The following is a 24,027-nucleotide window of genomic DNA, read 5'->3' on the forward strand; positions in this document are numbered from 1 at the left end:
GTAATAGCGATGGCACTGTCGCCGAACGCCTTCAGGCTGTCGGGAACCGCATAGCTTCCGCCGCCCCGAACAATTGCATCCCGTGTCACCTCGGTAGCGCGCAAAAACAATCGACGGAGGCAGGTTCTGGCGGATTTCCTGCGGCGAGACAATGCGTCCGACATTCCGACCGTTGATGGAAATACGAATGAGGTCAGGCTGATGGTATGCGAACAGACCCTCATGCTCATCGAGTTGACTCGGCGGTGCGTCCGCTTTCTGCCGCTGGAAGAAGTCAAGACGGCCCAACCGCAGTTTTCCCTGACGGAACGAGTCGGACGTAGTGCGCCTTTGTCGTACGACACATAAATGTTAGGGCTTTATAGAAATGTCCGGCTTTAGCCATGATCAGGGTCCGGTGGCAGGCAGCACGGTGGTCAGGGCGTGATAACCCGCGCCTTATCACGGCAAAGGCTTTGACGGGGGTGCCGCGTACGGGAGAGGGGAGGCAGACTCTGCGGCTGATCGGCCTTATGCGAAGCTTTCCATAAGGCCGATCAGCCGCCGGCCGGTTCAGTTAGGCAGCCGTGACCTGACGGTATCGCAGACAGTATCCAACCTCCGAAATCATCTCGAGATGCGTCGCTTAGACGATTTTTCTTAAGCCGGCGGCGCTGATTTTCCGATGCGGCCCACCTAAGGCCGTTGAGTGCCGGACTGGAATGCCGGTATCGCTGACGGTATCGGCTGCCGCTATGGGATCCGAGTCAAGCCCAGCGTTGGGTTTGCGACGGGTGGTTGTCAATTGAGTGGGAATAAATCAGGACCACTCTGCAGTGGTCTGCAGAGGTCCGGCGATTCCTTGGTTTCCCATACAAAAACAAGGGTTTATCGACTATTTTTATCCGCTGCCGTCCGCCGGCAGCACTGCGTCGCCGACGGCACGGGCGACGGTATAGCATCTTTCTCTGCAGACGATCAATTTTGATACCGTCACGGCGTGTGACGGTATCGAACTCGGTATCAGTTCACGGAGCATTGCATGCTGACGGACCTCGAATTGCGGGCACTCAAGCCGACCGCCGACGAACTTTCCTTTGGCACGTCGGTGCGTCTTGCGGAAGCAAGGCTGCTCCTTGAACGTGCTCGTCGGGAAGTTGAGCAGGGCGTCAGCCCGTCGAGAAGCAAGGTTGAAAAGCGTGTGGAAGCGGCCGAAGCGATGACGTTCGGGACGTGAGCGGAAAAATACTTCGCGGAAGCCACGCTCGCAGAATCGACCCGCGCGATGAGGAAGTCCGTCTACGACCGGAATCTTGCAGCGAAGTTCGGGCGGTTAAAGCTAGAGGAGATCACACCTTCAAGACTCCTCACGAGGCGTGAGAAGATCAAGGAGCGGGGTGCGGCTGCACCCGCCGTTCAGGCCGCGCCAATTGCATGGCAGGCAGCTTTTGCCCTGGATGAATGCTACCGGTAGCTCGCGGCCTCGTGGCAGGGGCCCACGCTTCATAGATCAGGAGCTTTCCCTTAATCCGCGTCCCGAGACTGTCGTGCGAAATACGCAAAAACGGAAGTTGACGACTTTACTTCGTTTTTGGTGACAGATTTACCTCGCTCTACGGTTCGAGACCTCGCAGGGGCTGTCTTCGAAGGATCAATTGCCAGCTTGAAAATCGACACGACCTCGCGCAGCGTGCCGGATTGCGCCGACATCGATTGCGCCGCGGCCGCGGCCTCCTCAACCAATGCGGCGTTTTGCTGCGTCACCTGGTCCATCTGCGCAACGGCCGTGTTGACCTGTTCGATACCCGTATGCTGTTGGAGCGAAGCTGCCGTAATCTCTTCCATCAGGTCGGCGACGGGCTTGACTGCCTGGACCACCTCATCCATGGTCATGCCTGCTTCGTTCACCAGATCTGAACCGGCCTTTACGCGGTCGACTGAGTGCGTGATGAGTCCTTTAATCTCTTTCGCGGCGCTGGCACTTCGTTGCGCAAGGGTCCGTACTTCTGCCGCGACAACGGCAAAACCGCGTCCCTGATCGCCCGCACGTGCCGCCTCGACTGCCGCGTTGAGCGCGAGAATATTGGTTTGGAAAGCGATACCTTCGATCACGGCGATGATATCGTTCACCTTGGCCGAACTTTCCGATATCGCATGCATGGTCTCGATCACCCGTCCAACAACATTGCCGCCACGTTGCGCGATATCGGACGCGTTTGCCGCGAACGTGCTGCCTTGCCGGGCACTTTCCGTGTTTTGCCTGACGGTGGAAGCCAACTGCTGCATGCTCGCTGCGGTTTCCTCAATCGACGCAGCCTGTTCTTCCGTGCGCTGGCTCAGATCCGTATTGCCTGCTGCGATCTGCGCAGCGCCCGTGGCAATGGTTTCGCTGCCAGATCGTACCTGTCCAACCAGTTCCGCGAGTCGCTCATTCATGTGTTTGAGCGCTCGCAGTAGCTGACTCGTTTCGTCCTTGCCGCGTACTTCGATTTTCGAGGTGAGGTCGCCTTGCGCCACCGTTTGCGCAATCTTCACGGACATACGGATTGGGGCCGTGATGGAGCGAGTGATGATGAACGCAACAATCAGGCTCAACGCGACGGCTGTTCCGATCAGCACGCACGTAACAAGCAACGCGCTGTGGAAGGCGGCCGCAGCCTCTGCACTGGAATCGTCCGCTCCCTGGCTATTAAGAGCAATGTCTTGCGCAATGAGGTCAGTGACTTTGGTGAACGCGCGTAAAGACTCGCGCCCAGCGAAAGACCGGGCGTCGCTGAAGTGCTCATCTCCACTGTCGGCAAGCTCGTTCAGCTGTTTGTCCAGGGAGAGATAGATGCTCCATGCTGCTTTGATCTGGTTCGACAATTGCAGTTCTTCAGCAGAGCGGACCACCGCTTCGTACTGTGGCCACACCCGCGATAACTCATTTAGCGCGGCGTCGTGTTTCGACCGCTGAACTGACGTTCCGACGAGCTGGATGCAATCAGATAACTTAAGGAAGCCTGGCGCATCTCATCAGCCAGCGCCCGTATATTGCCCAGACGCTGGACACTGGGAAGCAGACTGGTTGCAAGGTCTTGCGTACCGGCATAAATGCGGGAAGTTTGGGCGAGGCCTAGCGCGCCTGCAAGACATAGCAAAACGAGCGTCACGCCAAATCCAATTCCAAGGCGAACGCCTATCCTGAGACTGCCAATAGTTTTCACGATTTTTCCTTCGCATGTAGGTTGCAACTGTTGACTCAGCGTCGAATCAACACAGAGGACCTGTATTGATCAGGAAACCTGCTTTTCCGCGACGTGATTTCCCCTGGTGCTCTTCCCTGGCTACCACCTCAAATAGAGCGGACCGATCAGGGCACCGATACCGGCGGTTATGCTGATGCCCAGTACGTACCAGACACCCCAGAACGGTACCGACATCTCTGAACAGTAAAGCGAATATACGAGCAGACCTTGCGCGCCGGCGAGCAGTCCGCCGCCTGTACCTGCCAATATCAGGCGGGTGGGAGCGAGTCCCTTCAAGGCGTGCATCACTGCGGCAAGCGATGGCAGAGATAGCAGAACAATATTAGCTGTGGTGACTTTCCAGGTTGTGCCTAACATCAGTCGCAGGCGATAGCCTGGCGGGGTCGCGAACACCACGAACGTGGCAACGAGCAACATGACAATGAAGGGTAGTGTGACCGCTAACCATGCCAGCTTGACGGGTGCGCCGGGTCGTCCAAGACGTCCGGCGAGGTTCAAAGCAGCGATGAGCGTCGTGACCGGAAACGCGAGCCGTACCCAGAACATCGTCGTCAGTAACAATTCAGGCATGTCGCTGCGGATGCCGTAAAGTATCACCAGCAAAGCCGTGCTGCTGGACATGCCAACGCTAAGCGCGCGATTGAGCCGCTTCGAAGAAAAATTCGACTCGATCGGCATCAGATTTTTAGTTAGCCTAAGTATGAGATCTGAAGTTCTCATGTTGCCCAACGGAAAACGTCCCAACGTTTTGAAAGCGCATCCGTGATGCAATACGGGCACCGGCTGTCGGGCGAGCTCTCAGTTTCTGAATTCCCAATTTCCCGAACGACACCGCCAGCGCAAGCCGCAGCACGAACTGAGCAATCCACGGTTGAGAGAGTGTCTGGATCAGTCCCTTCGCTATGCCGATCGCGGATATGAGGACGGAGGGAAAGGGCGGCTTCACGCTTTGTGGTTCCGACATCCTGGTCAATCTCCGTGTTGAATGCCGGTAAATACGCCGGCAGAAAGCATTCCTGCCAGATTGGCCTGGATGTCGAAGGAGGGCGCCTCCTGAAAAGCCTCCGCGACCGCCTCGCCCAGCGATGCACCTTCGAAAAGATGGGTCAGGAAGGCCGCACCGCCAGCCGGCAGGCGCGATACCAGCACCTCATGCCCGGGGCGTGTCACGAGCGCATCCTCCGCTTCGCTCGAGCGGAGCGGCGTAACGGGGTCATCGGTCCGGTTCATCGCAAAGATGGCGACGGCGGGATACCGTGATCGCACCACCCGCGCGGCGGGGTGTGGGGTGAAACGGACTTCAGGGAGAGACGCCGGTTCGATCCCGGCTAACGCCTCGGCAGCGAGCACAGGCAGGTCGGCTGCGTGATAGGCATCCAGCCACGCCCGCTCGATGCGCGCGGTATCCGCAAGCCAGGGCATTTCACGCGCATATTCGTAGGATTCGATGAACGCGGGAAAGTCGCGTCCGTACTCGAACAGCAGCGGCGAAGTGGGAGGCGTCGCGCGGAGATGGAAACGGGCCATCGCCCTGAAGAAATCGACGCCAGTGATGCGCTGAATCGCAGGATAGACCGCTGCGAGCGCATCGATAAGACTGGCCGTGACGTTGTTGCGATAGACGTTGTACCGCTTGACCACACGCTTGCCCGGTGCGGCGATCACGTCTTCAGGCGCGGTGATCGATGGGTCCGTCAAACCCAGTGCAAACGCAGTCGCGTAGCCGCGACAAGGATTTTCAGGCCGCATGGCTGGCCTCGTCAGCGAGTGACACTGCGTCTTCAACCATGATGTGCCGCGCGGATAGCGCCTGTGCCCGCAATACAGGCCATGCGGGAAGGTTGCTATCCCATTCGATCAGCGTCGGCCTTGGGCCGATTCGTGCAACGATATCCCGATAGAGACGCCAGACGGGATAGGAGATGGCGCAGTCGTGGCTATCGATGAGCAGCGGTTCGTTTTCATCGTCGCGCTGCTCGCTATGTCCGGCCAGGTGTATTTCGCCCACCTGTTCAAGCGGTAATCCGTCGAGATACGCCTCGGCGGAAAAGCCGTGATTGGTCGCCGAAACAAACACGTTGTTGAGGTCCAGCAACAGGCCGCAGCCGGTACGTTGAACGACTGCGCGGATGAATTCGGTTTCGCTCAATGTCGAGGATGCGAACGCGACATAGGTCGACGGATTCTCAAGAAGGAGGGGGCGTTTGATCGCGTCCTGGACCTGGTCGATGTGTTCGCATACGTGCTCGAGCGTTGCTTGCGTGTACGGCAACGGCAGGAGGTCGTTGAAGAATGTGCCGCCGTGTGAGGACCACGCGAGGTGTTCGGACACCAGCATGGGTTCGTAGCACGTCACCAGATCGCGAAAGCGCGCAAGATGCGAGAGGTCCAGTGCTCCTGGTCCGCCGATCGACATGCACACGCCGTGCAGGGAGAGTGGATAGGCTTCGCGAATTGCCGCAAGTGCCCGGTGGGGTGGACCCCCGGCGCCCATATAGTTCTCGGCGTGAACTTCGAAGAAGCCATCCTTCAGACCGTCCGCGAGAATCGCGCTCAGGTGTTCATGTTTGAAACTGGTTCCGGCGAGCCCTTGAGCGCCACGCGTCACGCCACGGGAACAGCCGGGCTCGCAAATCGTCGTTGTCCTTGAGGTATCGTTCATGGCCGCTCCCGTTCATCAAGCTGTGGGGCGGTTCAGGACTTTAGCGGCGTGAGCGATCCATGGCCACCGCCAGGCACTTCGATACTCGTGCAGGTGCCGCCTTGGACGAACTTCCACGAGTTACCCTGGAAGTCCATGGCCGATGTCCCTTGGCACGTCGTGCCGGGACCGGCGGCGCAGTCGTTCTGCCCCTTCAGGGCGACGCCGTAGCACTTTTCCTTGTGGGCCGCAATGGCTGCGCCTTCTTCCGCTTTTGTGAGCGGTGCTGCGTGGGCGACTGATGCAAGCAGGCTCGCAACAACGCCGGCAAGCAGGGTGGAACTAACAGTGGCTTTTGCGGACATCGAATTTCTCCAGAAGTTAGAAGGTATCCGTGATGGACACGTCATCTAATTCGTGGGTCACAGATGTCTGGTTACAGGGGAGTTTTCTTTTTTTACCTTGGGTGGTCGACATCAACCATTTGATCCGGAGACACCACTGCGCAGTGTCGGAGCGTTACTCACCAGCGAAGGAATTTGGGGCCAAGCACCGCCCCGAGCGCGGCTGTGAGCAACATGCCAGCCATATACCAGATGCTCCAGAACGCCGGGCTCATCTCAGGGCAATGAAAGCAGTACGCGACTGTGGCGATCGAACTCGCGAGCAGCCCGCAGGCAGCACCGGCAAGCCGGAGACTCGTGGGTGCCAAACCTTTGACGGCCCAGAATACGGCGATGAAGCCTGGAACGGCGAGCAGAAGAATATTGAATGGACATGACCGCCACGAGTGCCCGAGTACCGCGGCCAGCCGGTCTTTTGGCGCCGCGGTGACGACGATCATTATTGCAGCGATCCAGACGACTAGCACCGGTGTTGCCATGATGGACCATCCGGCTCCAACCTTGGCGCCGGGGCGCGCCAGCCGAACGGTCGCAATCAGGGCACCCATTGCGAGGCATAGCGGTAACGCGAGCTTCTCCCAGAAGATCGGGGTTTTGACGACGACCCCCAGATCGGGGCGAATGCCAAACACAGCAGCCATTAACGCCGTTGCGCCAAAAGCGGCGACAGGCAGTGAGATGTTGAATCGACGGGCTGTGGTGCCTGTTCTTACGGGTGTTACGCCGGTCGAGAGCAACCCGACAAGATCATCTGTTCTCATGCAATTCTCCGGACGTGTGCGGCCAGAGCCTTGAGTCCCCTATGGATGCTGACCTTGACGGCCGACTCCGATAGCCCTGTCAACTGGGCGGTTTCGGCAACCGAAAGTCCCTGCAACTTGACGTGCAGGATCGAGAGCCTCTGTTTGTCAGGCAGATGACCAAGTAGTTTCCCGACATCACGACGGGCATCTGCCGGCTCGTCGTCGCATTCGGCGAAAATGTCGTCGTGCTCGTCAAGCGGTTCGTGCAACGATTCGCGTCGCGCACGTGTCCTGAAGAAATCCATCTGCTTATAACGTGCGATCGCGTGGACCCACGCGGTGAGAGGTTCGTCCGGGCGGTATGTGTGACGTGCATTGTGCACGGCAAGCAGGATTTCCTGAACGAGATCCTCGACGTCGTCATGGAGTTGTGGAATCCGCTTGCGAAGATAACCCCGCAGGTGACGCGCCAGTTCGGACAGGAACGAGCGGTATTCGGCGGCGTTACCCGCGAGGCCCGCGACAAACAATGTCTTCAGACGCTGCTCTGCGGAATACACGGTTTTGACCCCTGGCTCAAAGAGCAGAGTGATCCCGAACCGCTTCCTCAAGCACGGCTTTCATGCCGGCAAAGCGTCGGTCGAGTGCGGCAGGATCGTTGCGATTCAGGGCGATCATCTGCGCGCGCGCCTCACCGCCCCGGATGACCTCGAAGGCGTTTTCTTCAAGCCCCGAGCAGATCGCATCGGCAACGGCTATTGCCGGTTCACGTACGAAGCCTATTTCGGCCCCGGCTCGCGAACTGCGCATCATGGGTGTCTCCGTCGCCCCGGGGTACACCGTCAGAACGTGGATTCCCTCTCCTGAAAGTTCGCGTCGCAACGCCTCACCAAAGTGCGCGAGTCCTGCCTTGACTGCCGCGTAAGTTGTATAGAACGGCATGCCGATCAACGCGATTCCCGAAGCAACGTTCACGACGGCGCTGTCGCCGCTCTCACGCAGGCTCGGCAGGAGCGCCCTTGTAAGAAAAATGGGAGCAACAAGATCGACTTCGATCATCGCCCGGATTTCAGACTCAGTAGTGTTCTCGAGCCTGCCGGCCCTTACCCCGCCAGCATTGTTGACCAGTATGTCAACGCCGCCGAGCGTTTCGAGCACCTCTTCGATCGTCGCGGCACGGCCTGATTCCGTTGCAACGTCCGCCACGATGGCTTTCGCTGTAATGCCTGACACCCGCAAGCTCGCAATGGCATCATCGAGTTTGTCAGTCCGGCGACCGCTGATCGCCACGTGCGCGCCTTTCAAGCCGAGAATGTGAGCGAGCGCCAGACCAATACCACTGGAGCCACCCGTAATCAACACGCGCCTGTTCCTGATTTCCATTCCTCATGTTCCTCGTTTGACTCGAACCTTTGGCGCTTCAGATCGTTTATCGCAAGGTATAAAACTCCCTGCAATTCCGCGCGTCACGCGGCCGGGTAGTTGGACGGCAAGAGGCCGTGCCGCGCCGCCGCATCCATCTCCTGCTTGAACATATATCCGGTCCCAACCGCCCGCGCGCGAATCGCAGCCCGGCCGCCGTCAATTTCCGCAAACCAGCGCTTGAGTTTGGCGAATGGCGCCAACGGATCATCAGTGCCGGGCAGGATGAAAGCGGCGCTCGGGTTGACTTTGAGGAACGAGTCGAGGTGCCGTTCGCCCTTCTTGGTGTCAACGGGCCGCAGTTCATACTCGAGACCGGTTTCTTCAAGCATCGGGTCAAGCTTTGCAGGGTTGGGCGTAGGGCGAAAATAGAAGTCGATCATGATGTTACTGTCCGTCGTGTTCAGACCGCCTGATGCCTGCGTAATGGCTTTTCGTAGGACCCCGGGTGGTTTGCTATCGCCTCAAGGTAATTTTAGATCGATTGATTTAGAATATCGCAACGCGTGTGACGTTGCAATGCCGATCGGCAAGGCGCTACGCGATCGCAGGAGTTGACATGGCCCGACCACGGGAATTTGATGAAAACGCGGTCCTTGATGCAGCCGCCCACCAGTTTTGGATCTATGGCTATAAGGCCACTTCCGTCCGGGATCTTGCGCAGAGTATGGGAATTACGGGGGCAAGCCTGTTCAACGCGTTCGGGGACAAACGGTCGCTGTTTGAACGGGCACTCGCACATTACATCGAAAAAAGCTTCAGTGACCGGGTATCGAGATTTGAGCGAAGCCTGCCACCGTTGGATGCCATCAAGGCGTTCTTCCGGGAGATTGTCGAGCGGTCGGTCTGCGACAGGGGCCGTAAGGGATGCCTGCTGGTGAATTCAGCGCTTGAGGTTGCACCACACGACGCCGATTTCCAGGCGATGATCGCAAATGTCCTAGTCGAGGTCGAAGCGTTTTTCCGGCGTTGCGTGCGCGCTGGTCAGCAGGCTGGCGAGATTTCGACTGCACAACCTGCAGATGATCTTGCCCGGTTGCTGCTGGGAGCACATCTTGGCATGCGGGTGCTTGCCCGGGTAAGACCGGAGCGTGCGCTGCTGGAGGGCGTTGTACGACCGGTGCTGGCGCTTCTTGAGCCCAATATCAATTGACCTTCGGGTAGGCGCTCAAAGATACGGCCTGACCAGAAACCAATGTCTTCGGGCGCCGACGCAGGTTCAGAAGCGAAACGCAGAAACACACAAAGGAAATCGAAAGCCAGCCCAGCATCTGCTGCAATCGATAATTTGCTAGGGCAACGCTGATTAAGTCCACCGATCCGGTACGTCAAGCGTTATAGAGATCGGATTGAATGAGGAAGGCGAACCAGGATGAAGCAGCAGACGCTGGCGATGGCAGCCGATCAAGGTGCGGGTTTTGAGACGCACCGCAAACGCACGCGGCGCGACGAGTTTCTCGACACGATGAATGCGATCGTGCCATGGGCGCAGTTGTGCGCGGTGATCGAGCCGCACTATCCGAAACGCGGCAATGGCCGCCCGCCAATTGGTCTGGAGCGCATGTTGCGGATTCACTTCATCCAGCACTGGTTCAATCTGGCCGACTTCGCCTGCGAAGAGGCACTGTACGACAGTGCTAGCCTGCGTCGCTTTGTGGGTATTGATCTGGGCTGCGAAGCCGTGCCGGACGCGACGACGCTGCTCAAATTCCGGCGCCTGCTGGAGACCCACCAACTGGGTGAGCAGCTCTTCGCCGAAGTGGGCCGGGTACTTCAGGCCAGCGGCATGAAGCTCAGGAGCGGCACCATCGTGGACGCCACGATCATCGGTGCGCCGAGCTCGACAAAGAATGAACAGAAGGCGCGCGACCCCGAGATGCATCAGACCCGCAAGGGTAAGCAGTGGTACTTCGGCATGAAGCTGCACATTGGTGTCGATAGCCAAAGCGGGCTGGCGCACAGCGCAGTGCTCACTCCGGCCAACGTGCATGACAAGCACCCGCTGCCGCAATTGCTGCACGGCCAGGAGCAGCGCGTCTACGGCGACAGCGCCTATGCGAGCCAGAAAGACCTGATTCACGGCAAGGCGCCGAAGGCACGCGACTTCACCAATCAGCGGACGCGTCGTGCGGGCGGAGAAGTCGACGAGGTGCAGCGCGGCAGGAATCGCAACAAGTCGAAGATCCGGGCCCGGGTCGAGCATGTCTTTGCGGTCGTGAAGCGACTATGGGGATTTACGAAGGTGCGCTATCGCGGGTTGGCAAAGAACGCCAACCGGGCGTTCGTCGCGCTCGCGCTGGCCAACGTCTACCTGTCGCGCAGGCAACTGACGGCATCGGTACGCCCATAGTGGGCCAAAGGCGGGCAAAGTGCCCGCCCACAAGGCCCGCGAGGGCCGCAAAGCAACGGCGCAAGCTCGGCCTCATGACTTGACGACGTTCAAATTGCTAACGCGTCGCCAATTTCGCGGCTTGTTCAGTGTAGCCCTAGTTCGATCTGAAGTCCGCTTTGGTTACATCCGAATGGGAAATGGACCGTCGCTTCATTGGACGCGCTTGGGTCAATCGAGAACTTCGAACAGGTGCGCGACAGATTTGAGCCGCGCTGTAACCGATATCGCCGAATATCCGAACTAGGATTGAGGTATCGACTGTTCCCCTCCATTCCAACCGCCAAAGGGTCTAATCATGAACCGGATGCGATTTGTTAAACCCATCGTGGGCGCAGCGTTGCTGGCTGCGTCAGCCACTGCATTCGCGGGTGAAGTGCCATTTACTCAGGCAAGCTTCGATCAGACCGTCTCATCGGGCCGGCCGGCGGTTGTATATCTGCATGCGAGCTGGTGTCCAACATGCCGGGTTCAAAAGCCGATCGTCGACCGTCTGTCTGCCGACCCCAAGCTGAAGCAGGTGACGATTTTCATAGCCGACTACGATGCGGAAACGAAACTGAAAAGGGAACTAAAGGTAACCCAGCAGTCGACCTTCGTTGTCTTCAGGAACGGTCACGAAGTGGCACGTTCGACAGGGCAGACCCAGGAGGCCGAAATCCGGACCTTGTTTGAACAGGCTCTGTAATGCAATTCACTGCCGCAACGTACGGGTTAAGTCTCGTCGCCGGGTCGGCATCAGTGCTGTCTCCCTGTGTCCTTCCGCTACTGCCGATACTCGCGACGTCGGCGTTGGCTAAACATCGATTCGGCGTCATCGCGCTGGCAGCTGGCCTGGCCATTTCGTTTGCGGGTGTCGGCCTGTTTCTCGCCACCCTTGGAGCGTCAGCGGGACTGGACCCTGAGATTCTTCGACGCGCGGCTGCGAGCCTGATGCTGTTCTTCGGTCTTGTCATGTTATCTGGCACGCTTCAAAGGGTTTTTTCCCGGCTCAGTTCCGTCGTCGGTGCGAAGGGCCAGCAGGCGCTCGACGATGTAAAAGGAAACGGATTGCTCGGGCAGATGATGATCGGGTTGTTGCTGGGGTTCGTCTGGACCCCCTGTGTCGGGCCGACGCTGGGCGCGGCAACGTCGCTGGCGGCACAAGGTCAGGACCTCGGCCATATCGCCATCGTGATGGCGCTGTTCGGCTTGGGTGCGGCACTGCCGCTCGTTTTGCTCGGAACGATCTCGAGAGTTTCGCTCATGAAGGTGCGAGGCACGCTTGCCGCGTGGGGCAAGACGGCCCGCTGGACGCTCGGTGCCCTTTTCGTTGTCATGGGGACGATCGTCATAACTGGCGTCGACCGTCAGTTGGAAACCTTTCTCCTGTCCGTCAGTCCAGCATGGCTCACCACGCTGACAACATCGATATGAGAATGCGTCTGCGGCACCGGGGCGCAGGGAATTGCTGTAAAGAGTCAGCAACTCTGCCTTCGCATGACTCACCAGGCAAGCGCTGTCACGACAAGCTGTGTAGCTGACCCGTCACGCGCGCAATGAGCGCCAGGTCCGGCGAGGGAGCCAGGTCGGCGGCACTCGCCTTGTTGCCCGTCGGCAGCATGGCGGAGAGCACACGTTTGAACCGGTAGCCTGCTGTGCATGCCGGACAATATACTTCGGCATCCTCTGGTGTATCTGGGCTTGTCCATTTTGTTTTATGCGGCCGACGTGTCGTGCCGGTTCGACGTTGCCCTTTAAATTCGTCCAACACGTGCTTCAGGTTGCACAAACAAGGTTATTTATTTGCGATGGCGATGCGGTTTCCAACTGGCGTACTGATTTGTCGTAAGTTTGGAAGGCTTCTGAAGAAGTTGCACCAGGTCAACCGGCCGATGAATGGCTCTTCGCCGTTTGCGGGAGGGTGGCGTTGTCGAGCGCACGGAAGAGCGTCGAAGTTTGCAAGAGCTCCGGTAGCAATTGCCCTTGGGGCATGCGAGGCCCATATACGACGTCGAGCGGAATGCCGAAACGACCGAAACCCTGAATGTAGGCCAGCACGCCGGGGTTATACCGGCTCCAGTCGGCCCGCATGCGCACGATATTGTCCTGTCTGAGCCGAGTGCGCACGGCAGCCGTGTCGAGAACGGACAGTTCGTTGACCTTGCAGGTGAGACACCAGCTTGCCGTTACGTCGACGAGCACGGTCTTGCCGCTGGCGACCAGTGTCCTGATTGCAGTCGGATCGAACGCTTGCCATTCGGACGGTGGAACGCTTCGGTCTCCTGCGCCCGAAGGGGTGAGCGAGGCAATGGCAATAGCGCAGCACGCAAGGAGCGCAGTCGTTGCGCCTGACCATCGGTTGGTCCGCGGGAGGCCCAATCTGGTAACGACGGCCCGCACGGCGAGCATGGCAACCAGCACGATACTGACGAATGACGCGACTGCCGTACCCGCGATATTCCACAACGACGCGATCATCCAGAGCGAAGTCGTCAGCAGCAGTAGGCCCATGATTCTGCGCAACTGGATCATCCACTGGCCGGGGCGCGGAAGCCGCGTCGCGAGCGACGGCGCGAGCGCCAACGTCAGGAACGGGAGTGCCATTCCTACCCCAAGTGCTAGAAGCACCGCCGTAATCTCGACCGGGCTGCGTGCCAACGCAAAGCCGACCACAGTGCCGACGAGGGGAGCCGAGCACGGTGTTGCAAGAAGCGTGGAAAGCATCCCGCCGACGAATGCCTCGACAAGCGGGCCCCGATTGGTCGCATCGCTCGCACCGCCAGAAAGAAATGACGGAAGACCGATCGGGAGCCAGTCGAAAAAACTTGCCGCGAACAGGGTTGTGACGACCGCCATGCTGGCGAGGAACCATGGTTGCTGAAACTGTATGCCCCAACCCAGTGACGCCCCCGCGAGTTTGAGCACTGACAGCACGGCTGCAAGCAATCCAAACGACGCGACAATTCCCAGTGCCGTCGCGAGAGCCATCTGCCTTGCCGTTCGGCGTTCGGAGCCTGCGGCTTTCGCCACCGAGAAAACCTTGATTGAAAGAACGGGTAACACGCACGGCATGAAGTTCAGAATCAGGCCGCCAAGGAGTGCGAGGGCCAGAATGATGACGATGCCGTGATCGTCGTCTGCCGTGGAGACGACTGGTGCGGGCATGAACTCGGCTGCTCTGGATCCGTCCACCACGGTCAGGCGCAACGGGTCTTTCGCTGCACCGGCAGGTGGCAGTTCGACTTCTAGTGCGGCCCGGTGCCCGTGGTTTGAAAGGTGTACCTGCGGCGCTGCGGGGAGGCCGGCCTCGGCTCCTTCGACGAACAGGTCGGGCGACCGAAACGGAATGCCCTCGCTAAGTAGTTCGACTTTCAGGCGCCGGCCGGTGGAGGTTCGCTCCAGTGTGCTATGCACCACGCCGACTCCAGCCTCGCTGGGCGTCCGCGGCACCCTTTGCACCGCTGCCGCGATATCCGCGGCTTCGCTTGACGGTCCGTCCGTGCCCGGCGGCAAGGTGAGCGTCAGCTCCGCATGTTCGGGCACACAGACATTCGCGCAGCTCGCGTAGTCGAGCGCCAGCGCAATGCGGGTGGCCTCGTGCGGATGGTCGAGTTTAAGGCTCACCGGCAGAATGAAATCTCCCGTATAGACACTGTTTTGCAGACCTGAAATAACAAGGCGGGAGGGCGCTGGCCAGGACACGGATGCTGACGCGACATTCCTGGACCGGGACCAGTCGAAAATCGGCGCAATACCGGTGTCGCCGGGTGAGCGCCAGTAACCATGCCACCCGTCCGGATACCGGAACTCGACACCTATCTGCAAGGTATTGCCCGGTACGCCGTTGGTTGCTGTGATGAGGCGTACACGGGCGCGCTGATCGCCAGTCCAGCTCGAGGACGCCGCCCGAGCCGCAAACGATGGAGCGAGAACAAGCGTTGCGACCAGGACAAGGAAGGCGCCAATGCGAGTAAATCGGGGCATCGCCTGCTCCTCATCGAAAAGCGGGTAGGTACGTCGGGTTTTCACGAGCAGTCCATCCGGGACGCAGCGAAGCCACTTCAAGGTTCATCTGTCACGCGGGCCGCGCCGACAATACGTCCGTCTGGTGCTTCGAGCAGGATTGCGGTCTTCTCACCCGCGGGTATCTGCGGCTCGAACATCACCGGTTTGCCCGTCCATTGGCCAATCGGTTGAAACGAACGAACGATGTTCGACTCTTTCAGCGTCCGCCCGCCGTTTTCACCGCGCCCGACTGAGGTCACGTGCTGCAAGTCATAACCCACCAGAATCACCTGCGCGCTTCCGGAGCCGGCACCGACTGAAACAGTGATGACGTTGCCCTTGCGCACGGCCGATACCGGCATGGCCGTTGTATGGGCGTCTTTAGCCTTCTGCATCGCGGCCTCGCCGGTTGAGCGGTCCGAACCCACGAAGCCGATTGTTCCGTCGACGACCATCTCAGGGGTGTAGGAGCCATCGCCGAAGCGTCGAGCGTATTCAGCCTGACGTTGGGTGGCGATATCAAGGGAAAACGGGTCCTTCCACCCCAGACCGTTCCAGTAGGTGACGTGGAAAGCCAAAGGGAGAATGTCGCTTCGCTGTTGACTTAACTCCGACAGATAGGCGTCGGCTGGCGGACAGGAAGAACATCCTTCGGACGTAAACAGTTCGACAACCACGGGTCGGGGCGTTGCCGCGATGACGGGGAGGGCCACAAGCAGTGAAATGAAACCAAGCAGACGGGATAGCATGAGTCGACTCCTGGTGAGGATCATTGGTGCATGGGTCGCGGTGGAGCAGGTGATATGACAGCACGAATCGCTTCGCCCACATCTCCAGCTGTGTCGTTGAAGTGAAAGCATGAGCAGGATGCATCACCCTGTCTCTTGGCGCTCGCTGACGCTGTCCCTATGCTAGTTCGACGCGGACCTCGATCGGGTTACACCTTCCTGAAACAAACGTTCAGTCAGGTTGCCTAATTGTGGCAATGGCGGAGGTGTAGTTCTGGCCCGGCTGCCACGTGCTCAACCTCGCGAGCGTTGATCCTCTCGCCAACGCGTGCACGTCAGACTGACGCCAATGATCCGAAAGGCACTGCAAATCTGGCCCTATCGCGATTTATCTCGCGTTATCGGAAAAACGGGATGGCGGAAAAATTCAGGTGCATCTTGTGTCATCTTTCGCGCCGAGCACCGACTGAAGGGGGGAGGGTAAGTGTCCGTTTCGCCGATCGACGTACCCAATTAAGTCGAGCGGTGGGCGCACGTCGAATCGGAGAACCGTGTCATGTCATTGCAGAAACGTCTCGATGCCTTCAAGGCGATATTCGAGTCCGGGCGACCTCCTTTCAACACGCATCGTTCGGTCGTCGATACGCTCCAGCGGGCGACCGACGAGCTCATCGAGTCTGGCCTGGCAGGGCGAGCGAAAAGGGTCGGCGACGTGGCACCGCGTTTTGTCCTGAAGGACCCGGATCACCGGCCGGTCAGTGCGGGCAAGCTGATTGCCGATGGCCCGTTGGTGCTGACGTTCTATCGCGGCGTATGGAGCCCATACTGCAATCTGGATCTTCAGGCGCTGCAAGCGGCACTTCCCGATATCGTCGCGCGTGGCGCGATCCTGATGGCGATTTCGCCGCAAAACGGGGTCAATAGTCGCGTGACGATCCGTGAGAACCGTCTCAGTTTCCCGATACTCGGAGACCCACGCGGTGAGCTTTCGGCAGACTATGGGCTGCGCGTCGCGTTGCCGGACTATCTCGTCGAGTTGTACCTGACCATGTTCGGGGTCGACCTGTCGTCGTTCAACGACGACCCCTCGTGGACGCTGCCGATGCCGGCGAGGTTCGTCATCGACAGGAACGGCATCATCGCCTACGCCGAGGTGAGCCCGGACTGCACGAGACGTCCCGACCCCGCCGAGCTGCTTCCGGTTCTCGACAGACTTGCAGCTGGCGGCCGGACGTGAGACGTTCTCACCACAGATCCAGAAGAAAACTTCTGCCCGTGAACCGCGTACATGTTCTCACAAGGCTTATTTCGCGCGAACTGTAACCAGAACCCGCAATGAACCGAACTACTGAAAATGGACCGGCGCGTCCCGTCGAAGAGCGACTGAAGGCTCTGTTCATACGTGGCCTGGATGGGGACGCGGCGGCTTATCATGCATTTCTCGGCGACCTGACCGGACATCTGCGCGGGTTCCTGAGGAAGCGTCTCTTTTATCTGCAAGACGATATCGAGGACCTGGTTCAGGAGATTTTGATGGCAGTGCATAATGGGCGCCATACCTACCGTCCAGACCAGCCGTTGACGGCCTGGGTGCATGCCATCGCCCGCTACAAGCTGGCGGACTTTTTCCGCGCGCGATCGCGCCGGGAAGCTCTGCACATGCCGCTGGACGACGAGCTCGAGATATTCGCCACCTGCGATGCCGAACCGGCGGAGGCGCGGCGTGATCTGGGCAAGCTGCTCGAACAATTGCCCGATCGACAGCGCCTGCCGATTCTGCACGTAAAGCTGGAGGGGCTGTCGGTGACAGAAACCGCAAAGCTCACCGGCCTGTCGGAGTCGGCGGTCAAGGTTGGCGTGCACCGCGGTTTGAAAGCATTGGCACTGAAGTTTCAAGGCGCATCATGAAGACAGAGGATCTTGTTTCACTGCTGGCCGCGGGGGTACCCGCTGTCGATCGGAACGTGTCGGCAAAGCGATTCAGCTGGGCCATGGTGTGTGGCGGTGCCGGTTCCACGGCGCTCATGGCAATCGCTTATGGCGTTCGCCCCGATATCGACGCGGTAATAAAGACGCCGCTGTTCTGGATCAAGCTGGCGCTGCCCCTGTGCCTCACACTTGCCGCGTTACTGGTGACGGCGAGACTGTCCAGGCCAGGAATGGCGGTAGGGCGCGCGTGGGCTGCGCTTGCTGCGCCCGCGCTCGCGGTCTGGATTGCGACGCTCATCCTGTTGTGGTTAACCCCTCCCGACGCGCGCTTGCCCCTGGTAATGGGCAATACCTGGCGCGTGTGCCCGCGCAATATCGCGTTGCTTTCAGTGCCCGTGTTCATCACGGTATTCTGGGCGATGCGCGCTCTGGCGCCCACCCGTCCCAGGCTGGCCGGCGCCGCCGGCGGCCTGCTGGCAGGAGCGACTGCTGCCGTTGCTTACTGTTTCCACTGTCCCGAGATGGGCGTGCCATTCTGGGCCGTCTGGTATCTCCTCGGTATGCTGATCCCCACGCTTGCCGGCGTGGCGCTGGGGCCCCGGTTGCTGAACTGGTGAGTCGGACCGTTGGAAGGTCGAAGTGTGTTCAGTCCGCGCTGTGCAGAGGTGCGTGATGCCGGCGTGTAACTGATCCCCAACCTTATTTTTTGTGTGGTCTGTAACCCATCCGGGTAAATAGGCGAAATACCTTATGAAGTGCAGGCATAAGCCTGTGCTTGAGCCACCGGCGTCAGGCACTCCCGACTATCCGGAGCGCCAGGACGGGTTGGAATTTGGACAGGTCGACCCATCTCCTTTGGGAGAGTAATGATGAAAGTGAACAAGTTGGTGATGATCATTGCCGTGGCATCTCTCGGCATCTCGGCGCTGGCGAGCGCGCAGTCTTTGCAACCCCTTGACGCAAACTCAACGGCAGCAGGATCGAATCAAGGTCCGAAGACTCGTGAGCAGGTGCGTGAGGAACTGATCCGCGCTCGCATGAACGGTACCATTCCGCGTTTCGGCAATCCCGATCCCTATGGGCCTGGAGGCACACCGAATTTCACCCGGCACTAAACGAAGGGCAGGGAATAGCAAGGCAAAGTGATCGTCTTGGTTCAATGCGTTCGCGGTAGTAATACGGGCACGAAAGCTCCGGACGCCAGGCGCGGCGTAGTGCGAATAAATCAGATCCACCCGGAATAGATCATGTACGGTATATAGCTATCCTAAGTGTATCGGCGAAAATATGAAATTCCGGTAAGCGGACGTCAGGCAGCAGGCTCGATCCGGGCGACGCAGGCCCGATCGGGCCACTCGTCGTTTGGTGCGAATTCGCTCGGTGGGTCATGAAGAACGGATCCGGTATGACACGGCAACGGAGGCAGACATGTCCACTTATCCGAATTTGTCCGCTCCGCCCAGCTTGACCGCTTTTGTGTTCGCAGGCGGCGGCAGCCTCGGCGCGATCGAAGTTGGCATGCTGCGCGAGTTGCTCGATCATGGTGTGCTTCCGGGTTGCGTGATTGGCGCGTCCGCCGGTGCGATCAATGCGGCGTATTTTGCTGGCCAGCCCGACAGCGATGGCGTCGCCATGCTTGAATTACTGTGGTGTCGGATCAGGCGGCGGGACATCATGCCGCTCTCCATGTTTGGATTGCTCGAGATGATGCTGCGTCGCCGCTCCCACCTTGTCGACGCCACACCACTGCGCATGCTGCTGGAAAAGAACTTGTCGTTTGCCCGGGTAGAGCATGCGGCCATACCGCTTCACATCGTTGCGACGGACATGCAAAGCGGCAAAGAAATTATCCTTTCATCCGGCCCGCTGGTGGATGCCATTCTCGCGAGCGCTGCAATTCCCGGTGTGTTTCCGCCCGTGCGCATTGGCGGGTTGGATCTGGTCGATGGTGGCGTGGCCAACAATACGCCGATCTCCGTGGCGATCTCACTCGGTGCGACACGCGTCATCGTGCTTCCGGCCGGATTTGCCTGCGCGCTACACAAGCCGCCCGGTAACGCCATCGCGCAGGCTACACACGCGCTGACACTTCTCATTGCGTGTCAGCTTGTGCGCGATCTGGAATCCTACTCTTCCCGCGCGGAGATTTTTGTTGTTCCACCACTGTGTCCGCTCGATGTCTCGCCCTACGACTACACGCAGTGCGACCGCCTGATTGAGCGTGCAGCCGCGAAGACGCGTGCATGGTTGAACGAAGGCGGTCTTGAGCGCGCATTCATCCCTGGTGAGCTGCGTGACCACGCGCATGCTTGAGTAGAGCGAGCGGAATTGCTAAACATCCGTGGCATCGTTGCCGTGATTCCGTCGCCCTCTCGCGCAGTCGTGCATCGTCATGAAAGCGCCCGATCACGACCTGGGCGACCTGTCGCCAAGCAGATAGTCAATCGATATCAGACCCGGCCCCCAGGCCGCAATTGCCAGTGCCATCGCCAACCAGGTTAGATGGATGGGCCAGCCGTCCGGTACAGTCAGCTCGACGATGCACGTCATAAATATCAGGCCGGCTGCGGCGAACCGGGTTCCGAAGCCAAGCACGAGCAGCACCGGGAAGATCACCTCGCCGCAGCCCGACAGAAACGCAAAAACAGCTGGGGCAGGAAACGGATACGGACCGCCCGGCAGGTGCAACTTGAACTCGTCCGTGAACAGGTCGATCGCCGTATCGTTCAGTTGAAGGAAGCCGTGCCATTTGAGAACACCCGATTTCCAGAACGGCACAGCCAGAGCAAGCCGCAGGACGAGTTGAACGAGCCACGGCTGCGCGAACTGCTGGATCAGCCGCCTCGCCGTGCCAATCGCGGATATGACTACGTCCGGAAGCGGCAGCTTTACGTTCTGTAGGTTCGACATCTCTGTGAATCTCCATGTTGGACGACTGCAAACACGCCGGCTGGAATCATCCCTGCCCAGATTGGCGTGGAGATCGAAGGACGGGGCTTCCCGACACGCGGCCGTGCCCGCTTCGCCTGTCGATGCGCCGTCGAGAAGACTAATGAGGAAGGTCGCATCAACGGCCGGACGGCGCGATACCATCACGTCCTGCACCGGTCGCGTCACGCGTGCATCTTCCGGGTGGCCGCCATTCGACATACGGACGCCGTGAATGTAGAGCGGAAATAGTGCTCACAGATCGCGGCAAGCGTCCGATGTGACCGTCCGCCGACACTCATATGGGCTTCCGGATGAACCTCGAAGAATCCGTTGCTCAGTCCGCCCGCGAGGATCGCAGACAGGTGCTGATGCTTGAAACGGGTCCCGGCGAGTCCTTGGGCGCCAGGTGTCGCGTGAAGGGGGCGGTCTGTTTGGCTAACTGCCGTTGTCATCGTGGAATTGCCCATGGCCGCCCCGTTCCTCTTGCCGCTCGCCGAATCAGGACTTCAACGGAGTGAGCGAGCCGTGGCCGCCACCCGGCACTTGGATACTCGTGCACGTGCCGCCCTGAACGAACTTCCACGAGTTACCCTGGAAGTCCATTGCGGATGTGCCCTGACACGTCGTGCCGGGACCGGCGGCGCAGTCGTTCTGCCCCTTCAGGGCAACGCCGTAGCACTTCTCCTTGTGTGCGGCGACGGCAGCGGCTCCTTCGGCCGGCGTAAGCGGTGCTGCGTGGGCGACTGATGCAAGCAGGCTCGCGACAACGCCGGCGAGCAGGGTGGAACCGACCGTGATCTTTGTGGACATTGAATTTCTCCAGTAGTTGGGATGGAAGGTACCCGTGATGGATACGTGATCTAATTCGTGGGCTGTAGATGTCTGGTTACAGGGGAATCGCTTTTTTTGCTTTCGACCTGTTGGAGCGATGACGTCTGCCAGAAGCGCCGTGGCCAAACCGCTTGCAGTAGTTCGCTGCCGGTTGCCAGCCGGTTACAGCACACCGCCGTTTTTTATCGACGCTCGACGCGCTGAAGTGTTTCCGGTCGTCGGGGACGAACGGACCGCGTGAGTGCCCCTTGGGTTCGGGACAGATTGGACGACTTGAGTTTTGCATGATTATTTTGTATTGCTAAACGAAAAGGACGATTGCGCACATCCAATGTTTCCTCCAGCCTGGCATCTGAGCGGCGAAGAAGATTCTTCGACCGCCGTAACCGTGCGACCGCCGGAGACGAACTATCAGTCGGATGTGGACGGTATGGTTTCGGAGAGCCGTTGACATCTTGCGGGCAGCCAGACACGGGCAGGCGCTACGGCTGACTTGCCGTCCTGAGCCAATACGTTACCCCATGCATCGGCGCGGCGGTCCGCTCCCTGGCCGCAGTGGAACTCCGAACCGTTCATGGATAGTTGGACGATTTATCCCTATGCTACGAAAGACCCTTAAACGTGCCTGCGGTTTCGGCCTCGCGCTGCGCCTGCTATGCATGCCCTGGTTGCTGTTGCTTGCCCGGATCTGGTTTGGGCAGGTCGTCCTCGTGCACCAGATCATGACGATGGCAGAAGGCCCTCACGGGGGGCTGTTTTCCGGCGGCCTGCACGTCCCGTCCGGGCTCGATGCGGCGCTGCACAGTGTAGTGCCGTTGCTGCTTACCTTGGGGCTGCTGACTCGTCCTGTTGCGCTGGTGCTGCTCATCGAGACAATTGCGGACAGTCACGGCGCGCTCGCGGTGGGCGCACAGGGAGCCAAACTCGCGCTCCTTTCATGGTTCATCGTAAGCGGGGCGGGGGCCATGTCGCTGGACAATCTTCTGGGGCGCGGTTTGTCGTGGATCCCATTTCGCCCAGTAAGGCTCACGCGTGAGCTTTACGTCTGGCTCGAACGTCACCTGGGCCCGCTTCTGCAGTTTGTCATACGTGTTGGGCTTGCCGCTTCACTCGTTAACTTCGTATTGCCATTCGGTGCTTGGTGGCAGGGAGGGATGTTGGGCGCCGCTGCGACATCTCTTGTCCATCCAGCGTGGTGTGCGGCGGCGCTCGCGCTGGCGCTGGTGCTTGGCTGTGCGACGCGGTTTGCCGCGCTGTTCATAGCGGTGATGGTGCCAGTGGCTGGTATCGCCATGTCGATGGACGATCGGCTGGCAGTCCTGCTTCTGCTTGCTGTGCTCGTGGCCGCGGGCGGTGGCATGTTCTCCCTCGATTGGCTGTTTGAGCGGTGGACGGCCAATGCGTTGCAGGAAGACGATTCCGCCCCGGAGGATCTGCCACATGTCGTCGTGGTCGGGGGCGGCTTTGGCGGCGTCGCAGCCGCGCAGGGATTGCGCAATGCGCGCTGTCGGGTCACGCTGATCGACCAGCGCAACCATCATCTGTTTCAGCCGCTACTCTACCAGGTGGCCACGGCCGCGCTGTCGCCGGCGGAGATCGCCACGCCGATCCGCAGCCTGTTCCGGCGTCAGCGCAACGTTCAGGTCAGGCTAGGGCAGGTGACGGGAGTGGATGCGGTCGCTCGCGAGGTACACATCGGCGTGTTACCCATGAAATTTGACTATCTGGTGCTGGCGACGGGCGCTCGTCACAGCTATTTTGGCAAGGACAGTTGGGCGCCTTTTGCACCGGGACTCAAGAGTATCGAAGATGCGACCGCCGTGCGCAGCCGCCTCCTGCGGGCGTTCGAGGAAGCCGAAAGCGCGGCCAGCGAGACCGAGCGTGCCGCGTGGCTGACTTTCGTGATCGTCGGCGGCGGTCCCACCGGCATCGAACTGGCGGGAGCCATCGCCGAACTGGCCCGGCACGGGATGGCCGAGGAATACCGCATGATCGATCCGGCCGTCGCTCGCGTTATCCTGTTGCAGTCGGGTCCGCGCATTCTGCCCACTTTCGCCGCTACGCTATCGGGCGCAGCAGAACGCTCACTGCGAGCGCTCGGGGTCGATGTCCGGCTCGACACCCGGGTACTGGGCGTGGACAGCGAGGGTGTCGACATTGGCGGGCAGCGCATCGCCGCCCGTACCGTTCTATGGGCGGCGGGTGTTGCTGCGTCGCCCGCGGCCCAATGGTTGAACCGGACCGCTGATCAGTCGGGGCGGCTTGCCGTGGCAGCCGACCTGTCCGTGCCTGACCTGCAACGGATCTATGCGATCGGCGACACGGCATCTTCTCTGGGATGGGGCGGAGCAGTTGTTCCTGGTCTCGCGCCGGCGGCCAAACAGCAGGGCCGATATGTGGCTCGCGTGATTGCGGCCAGTGTGGCGGGGCGGCGCCCGCCGCCGCCGTTTCGCTATCGGCACTTTGGCAGCCTGGCCACGATCGGGCGTCAGGCCGCCGTTGCCGAGATCGGCAAGCTTTGTGTATGGGGGGAGCCCGCGTGGTGGTTTTGGGGCGCAACCCATATCGCCTTTCTGGTCGGCGGACGGAACCGGGCCATCGTCATTCTTGATTGGCTCTGGGCGTATCTCACCTACCGGCGCAGCACGCGGCTCATTACAGGCGATGCGCGAGACGAAATGATGAATTGATGAAGCTCAATTCCTGGTCTGACACGTCTGTCGGGCAGGCCTTACGTGTCCCTCTTGTCATGCCCTCAAGTTACCGGGTTTGACCCGAAGTTCCTGGCGCTGTCT

23 protein-coding genes and 2 pseudogenes are annotated in these 24,027 nt (G+C 59.8%); 11 read left to right on the forward strand and 14 right to left on the reverse strand.

Annotation, left to right across the window (positions count from 1 at the left end):
* Nucleotides 1-1,021: 1,021 nt before the first annotated feature.
* Nucleotides 1,022-1,402, forward strand: a pseudogene (locus tag B0G82_RS14240) (site-specific integrase); the annotation flags it as partial.
* A gap of 101 nt (nucleotides 1,403-1,503) precedes the next feature.
* On the opposite strand, the pseudogene B0G82_RS41080 reads toward B0G82_RS14240, so the two are convergent.
* The 9 genes and pseudogenes from B0G82_RS41080 to B0G82_RS14285 all read right to left on the reverse strand — a co-directional run bounded on the left by B0G82_RS41080 (nucleotide 1,504) and on the right by B0G82_RS14285 (nucleotide 8,820).
* Nucleotides 1,504-3,185 (reverse strand): annotated as a pseudogene (locus B0G82_RS41080) (methyl-accepting chemotaxis protein).
* A gap of 120 nt (nucleotides 3,186-3,305) precedes the next feature.
* On the reverse strand, nucleotides 3,306-3,947 hold the full coding sequence (locus B0G82_RS14250; RefSeq protein ID WP_121307717.1) for a DUF1109 domain-containing protein: 642 nt from the start codon (nucleotides 3,945-3,947) through the stop codon (nucleotides 3,306-3,308).
* A 249-nt stretch (nucleotides 3,948-4,196) separates the two neighbouring features.
* Nucleotides 4,197-4,976 carry a DNA-binding domain-containing protein gene (locus B0G82_RS14255; protein ID WP_121307718.1) on the reverse strand — a complete coding sequence of 260 codons (780 nt, stop codon included), beginning with the start codon at nucleotides 4,974-4,976 and terminating at the stop codon, nucleotides 4,197-4,199.
* Nucleotides 4,966-5,889: a DUF692 domain-containing protein gene (locus B0G82_RS14260; protein WP_121307719.1), complete on the reverse strand. Its 924-nt coding sequence runs from the start codon at nucleotides 5,887-5,889 to the stop codon at nucleotides 4,966-4,968. Before B0G82_RS14260 ends, B0G82_RS14255 begins: the two co-directional genes overlap by 11 nt.
* Before the next feature lie 32 nt (nucleotides 5,890-5,921).
* Nucleotides 5,922-6,233 (reverse strand): DUF2282 domain-containing protein, encoded by a 312-nt coding sequence (locus B0G82_RS14265; protein ID WP_121307720.1) that lies wholly within the window; start codon nucleotides 6,231-6,233, stop codon nucleotides 5,922-5,924.
* 158 nt (nucleotides 6,234-6,391) lie between these two features.
* On the reverse strand, nucleotides 6,392-7,033 hold the full coding sequence (locus B0G82_RS14270; protein ID WP_121307721.1) for a DUF1109 domain-containing protein: 642 nt from the start codon (nucleotides 7,031-7,033) through the stop codon (nucleotides 6,392-6,394).
* On the reverse strand, nucleotides 7,030-7,575 hold the full coding sequence (locus tag B0G82_RS14275; RefSeq protein ID WP_121308701.1) for a sigma-70 family RNA polymerase sigma factor: 546 nt from the start codon (nucleotides 7,573-7,575) through the stop codon (nucleotides 7,030-7,032). Before B0G82_RS14275 ends, B0G82_RS14270 begins: the two co-directional genes overlap by 4 nt.
* Before the next feature lie 16 nt (nucleotides 7,576-7,591).
* The gene (locus B0G82_RS14280; protein WP_121307722.1) at nucleotides 7,592-8,398 is read right to left on the reverse strand and encodes an SDR family NAD(P)-dependent oxidoreductase; all 807 of its coding nucleotides are present in this window, start codon (nucleotides 8,396-8,398) and stop codon (nucleotides 7,592-7,594) included.
* 83 nt (nucleotides 8,399-8,481) lie between these two features.
* Entirely contained in the window at nucleotides 8,482-8,820 is a 339-nt protein-coding gene (locus B0G82_RS14285) for a hypothetical protein (protein ID WP_121307723.1), read from the reverse strand.
* A gap of 176 nt (nucleotides 8,821-8,996) precedes the next feature.
* On the opposite strand from B0G82_RS14285, the gene B0G82_RS14290 reads away from it, so the two are divergent.
* The 4 genes from B0G82_RS14290 (at nucleotide 8,997) to B0G82_RS14305 (ending at nucleotide 12,242) form a co-directional block, all read left to right on the forward strand.
* Complete coding sequence (locus B0G82_RS14290; RefSeq protein WP_121307724.1) at nucleotides 8,997-9,590, forward strand: TetR/AcrR family transcriptional regulator; 594 nt, start codon at nucleotides 8,997-8,999, stop codon at nucleotides 9,588-9,590.
* Nucleotides 9,591-9,809: 219 nt separating this feature from the next.
* Entirely contained in the window at nucleotides 9,810-10,787 is a 978-nt protein-coding gene (locus B0G82_RS14295; RefSeq protein ID WP_116140668.1) for an IS5 family transposase, read from the forward strand.
* Nucleotides 10,788-11,124: 337 nt separating this feature from the next.
* The gene (locus B0G82_RS14300; protein ID WP_121307725.1) at nucleotides 11,125-11,514 is read left to right on the forward strand and encodes a thioredoxin family protein; all 390 of its coding nucleotides are present in this window, start codon (nucleotides 11,125-11,127) and stop codon (nucleotides 11,512-11,514) included.
* Complete coding sequence (locus B0G82_RS14305) at nucleotides 11,514-12,242, forward strand: cytochrome c biogenesis CcdA family protein (protein ID WP_121307726.1); 729 nt, start codon at nucleotides 11,514-11,516, stop codon at nucleotides 12,240-12,242. Before B0G82_RS14300 ends, B0G82_RS14305 begins: the two co-directional genes overlap by 1 nt.
* Before the next feature lie 447 nt (nucleotides 12,243-12,689).
* On the opposite strand, the gene B0G82_RS14315 is transcribed toward B0G82_RS14305, so the two are convergent.
* Together B0G82_RS14315 and B0G82_RS14320 are read right to left on the reverse strand one after the other, a co-directional pair.
* Nucleotides 12,690-14,837: a protein-disulfide reductase DsbD domain-containing protein gene (locus tag B0G82_RS14315; RefSeq protein ID WP_147439483.1), complete on the reverse strand. Its 2,148-nt coding sequence runs from the start codon at nucleotides 14,835-14,837 to the stop codon at nucleotides 12,690-12,692.
* A 32-nt stretch (nucleotides 14,838-14,869) separates the two neighbouring features.
* Nucleotides 14,870-15,562, reverse strand: a complete 693-nt coding sequence (locus B0G82_RS14320; RefSeq protein WP_121307728.1) for a DUF1223 domain-containing protein — start codon at nucleotides 15,560-15,562, stop codon at nucleotides 14,870-14,872.
* Between the two features lie 535 nt (nucleotides 15,563-16,097).
* On the opposite strand from B0G82_RS14320, the gene B0G82_RS14325 reads away from it, so the two are divergent.
* The 5 genes from B0G82_RS14325 (at nucleotide 16,098) to B0G82_RS14345 (ending at nucleotide 19,783) form a co-directional block, all read left to right on the forward strand.
* Nucleotides 16,098-16,778, forward strand: coding sequence for a peroxiredoxin-like family protein (locus tag B0G82_RS14325; RefSeq protein WP_121307729.1), 681 nt, complete (start codon nucleotides 16,098-16,100; stop codon nucleotides 16,776-16,778).
* Nucleotides 16,779-16,876: 98 nt separating this feature from the next.
* Nucleotides 16,877-17,449 (forward strand): sigma-70 family RNA polymerase sigma factor, encoded by a 573-nt coding sequence (locus B0G82_RS14330; protein WP_121307730.1) that lies wholly within the window; start codon nucleotides 16,877-16,879, stop codon nucleotides 17,447-17,449.
* Nucleotides 17,446-18,087: a DUF1109 domain-containing protein gene (locus B0G82_RS14335; protein ID WP_121307731.1), complete on the forward strand. Its 642-nt coding sequence runs from the start codon at nucleotides 17,446-17,448 to the stop codon at nucleotides 18,085-18,087. Before B0G82_RS14330 ends, B0G82_RS14335 begins: the two co-directional genes overlap by 4 nt.
* A 249-nt stretch (nucleotides 18,088-18,336) precedes the next feature.
* Nucleotides 18,337-18,585: a DUF4148 domain-containing protein gene (locus B0G82_RS14340; protein WP_121307732.1), complete on the forward strand. Its 249-nt coding sequence runs from the start codon at nucleotides 18,337-18,339 to the stop codon at nucleotides 18,583-18,585.
* A 313-nt stretch (nucleotides 18,586-18,898) separates the two neighbouring features.
* A complete protein-coding gene (locus tag B0G82_RS14345) occupies nucleotides 18,899-19,783 on the forward strand; it encodes a patatin-like phospholipase family protein (RefSeq protein WP_121307733.1) in 885 nt (294 codons plus the stop codon).
* A 93-nt stretch (nucleotides 19,784-19,876) separates the two neighbouring features.
* Here B0G82_RS14345 and B0G82_RS14350 read toward each other — a convergent pair whose 3' ends face one another.
* The 3 genes from B0G82_RS14350 to B0G82_RS14355 all read right to left on the reverse strand — a co-directional run bounded on the left by B0G82_RS14350 (nucleotide 19,877) and on the right by B0G82_RS14355 (nucleotide 21,211).
* On the reverse strand, nucleotides 19,877-20,380 hold the full coding sequence (locus B0G82_RS14350) for a DoxX family protein (RefSeq protein ID WP_121307734.1): 504 nt from the start codon (nucleotides 20,378-20,380) through the stop codon (nucleotides 19,877-19,879).
* Between the two features lie 203 nt (nucleotides 20,381-20,583).
* Nucleotides 20,584-20,868, reverse strand: coding sequence for a DUF692 family multinuclear iron-containing protein (locus tag B0G82_RS41210; protein ID WP_347237217.1), 285 nt, complete (start codon nucleotides 20,866-20,868; stop codon nucleotides 20,584-20,586).
* 31 nt (nucleotides 20,869-20,899) lie between these two features.
* Complete coding sequence (locus tag B0G82_RS14355; protein WP_121307735.1) at nucleotides 20,900-21,211, reverse strand: DUF2282 domain-containing protein; 312 nt, start codon at nucleotides 21,209-21,211, stop codon at nucleotides 20,900-20,902.
* 620 nt (nucleotides 21,212-21,831) lie between these two features.
* On the opposite strand from B0G82_RS14355, the gene B0G82_RS14360 reads away from it, so the two are divergent.
* A complete protein-coding gene (locus B0G82_RS14360; protein WP_121307736.1) occupies nucleotides 21,832-23,922 on the forward strand; it encodes an NAD(P)/FAD-dependent oxidoreductase in 2,091 nt (696 codons plus the stop codon).
* Nucleotides 23,923-24,027: the final 105 nt, after the last annotated feature.

This window comes from Paraburkholderia sp. BL17N1, from assembly GCF_003634175.1.
In the GTDB taxonomy this organism is placed as follows: domain Bacteria; phylum Pseudomonadota; class Gammaproteobacteria; order Burkholderiales; family Burkholderiaceae; genus Paraburkholderia.

What these genes read in the sequence shown, in the direction of transcription:
- B0G82_RS14285 (WP_121307723.1), bottom strand. Translation starts at nt 8,820, where the DNA reads ATGATCGACTTCTATTTTCGCCCTACGCCCAACCCTGCAAAGCTTGAC.
- B0G82_RS14270 (WP_121307721.1), bottom strand. Translation starts at nt 7,033, where the DNA reads ATGAGAACAGATGATCTTGTCGGGTTGCTCTCGACCGGCGTAACACCC.
- B0G82_RS14340 (WP_121307732.1), top strand. Translation starts at nt 18,337, where the DNA reads ATGATGAAAGTGAACAAGTTGGTGATGATCATTGCCGTGGCATCTCTC.
- B0G82_RS14260 (WP_121307719.1), bottom strand. Translation starts at nt 5,889, where the DNA reads ATGAACGATACCTCAAGGACAACGACGATTTGCGAGCCCGGCTGTTCC.
- B0G82_RS14305 (WP_121307726.1), top strand. Translation starts at nt 11,514, where the DNA reads ATGCAATTCACTGCCGCAACGTACGGGTTAAGTCTCGTCGCCGGGTCG.
- B0G82_RS14295 (WP_116140668.1), top strand. Translation starts at nt 9,810, where the DNA reads ATGAAGCAGCAGACGCTGGCGATGGCAGCCGATCAAGGTGCGGGTTTT.
- B0G82_RS14335 (WP_121307731.1), top strand. Translation starts at nt 17,446, where the DNA reads ATGAAGACAGAGGATCTTGTTTCACTGCTGGCCGCGGGGGTACCCGCT.
- B0G82_RS41210 (WP_347237217.1), bottom strand. Translation starts at nt 20,868, where the DNA reads ATGGGCAATTCCACGATGACAACGGCAGTTAGCCAAACAGACCGCCCC.
- B0G82_RS14330 (WP_121307730.1), top strand. Translation starts at nt 16,877, where the DNA reads ATGAACCGAACTACTGAAAATGGACCGGCGCGTCCCGTCGAAGAGCGA.
- B0G82_RS14345 (WP_121307733.1), top strand. Translation starts at nt 18,899, where the DNA reads ATGTCCACTTATCCGAATTTGTCCGCTCCGCCCAGCTTGACCGCTTTT.
- B0G82_RS14265 (WP_121307720.1), bottom strand. Translation starts at nt 6,233, where the DNA reads ATGTCCGCAAAAGCCACTGTTAGTTCCACCCTGCTTGCCGGCGTTGTT.
- B0G82_RS14350 (WP_121307734.1), bottom strand. Translation starts at nt 20,380, where the DNA reads ATGTCGAACCTACAGAACGTAAAGCTGCCGCTTCCGGACGTAGTCATA.
- B0G82_RS14320 (WP_121307728.1), bottom strand. Translation starts at nt 15,562, where the DNA reads ATGCTATCCCGTCTGCTTGGTTTCATTTCACTGCTTGTGGCCCTCCCC.
- B0G82_RS14360 (WP_121307736.1), top strand. Translation starts at nt 21,832, where the DNA reads ATGCTACGAAAGACCCTTAAACGTGCCTGCGGTTTCGGCCTCGCGCTG.
- B0G82_RS14280 (WP_121307722.1), bottom strand. Translation starts at nt 8,398, where the DNA reads ATGGAAATCAGGAACAGGCGCGTGTTGATTACGGGTGGCTCCAGTGGT.
- B0G82_RS14300 (WP_121307725.1), top strand. Translation starts at nt 11,125, where the DNA reads ATGAACCGGATGCGATTTGTTAAACCCATCGTGGGCGCAGCGTTGCTG.
- B0G82_RS14290 (WP_121307724.1), top strand. Translation starts at nt 8,997, where the DNA reads ATGGCCCGACCACGGGAATTTGATGAAAACGCGGTCCTTGATGCAGCC.
- B0G82_RS14255 (WP_121307718.1), bottom strand. Translation starts at nt 4,976, where the DNA reads ATGCGGCCTGAAAATCCTTGTCGCGGCTACGCGACTGCGTTTGCACTG.
- B0G82_RS14325 (WP_121307729.1), top strand. Translation starts at nt 16,098, where the DNA reads ATGTCATTGCAGAAACGTCTCGATGCCTTCAAGGCGATATTCGAGTCC.
- B0G82_RS14355 (WP_121307735.1), bottom strand. Translation starts at nt 21,211, where the DNA reads ATGTCCACAAAGATCACGGTCGGTTCCACCCTGCTCGCCGGCGTTGTC.
- B0G82_RS14250 (WP_121307717.1), bottom strand. Translation starts at nt 3,947, where the DNA reads ATGAGAACTTCAGATCTCATACTTAGGCTAACTAAAAATCTGATGCCG.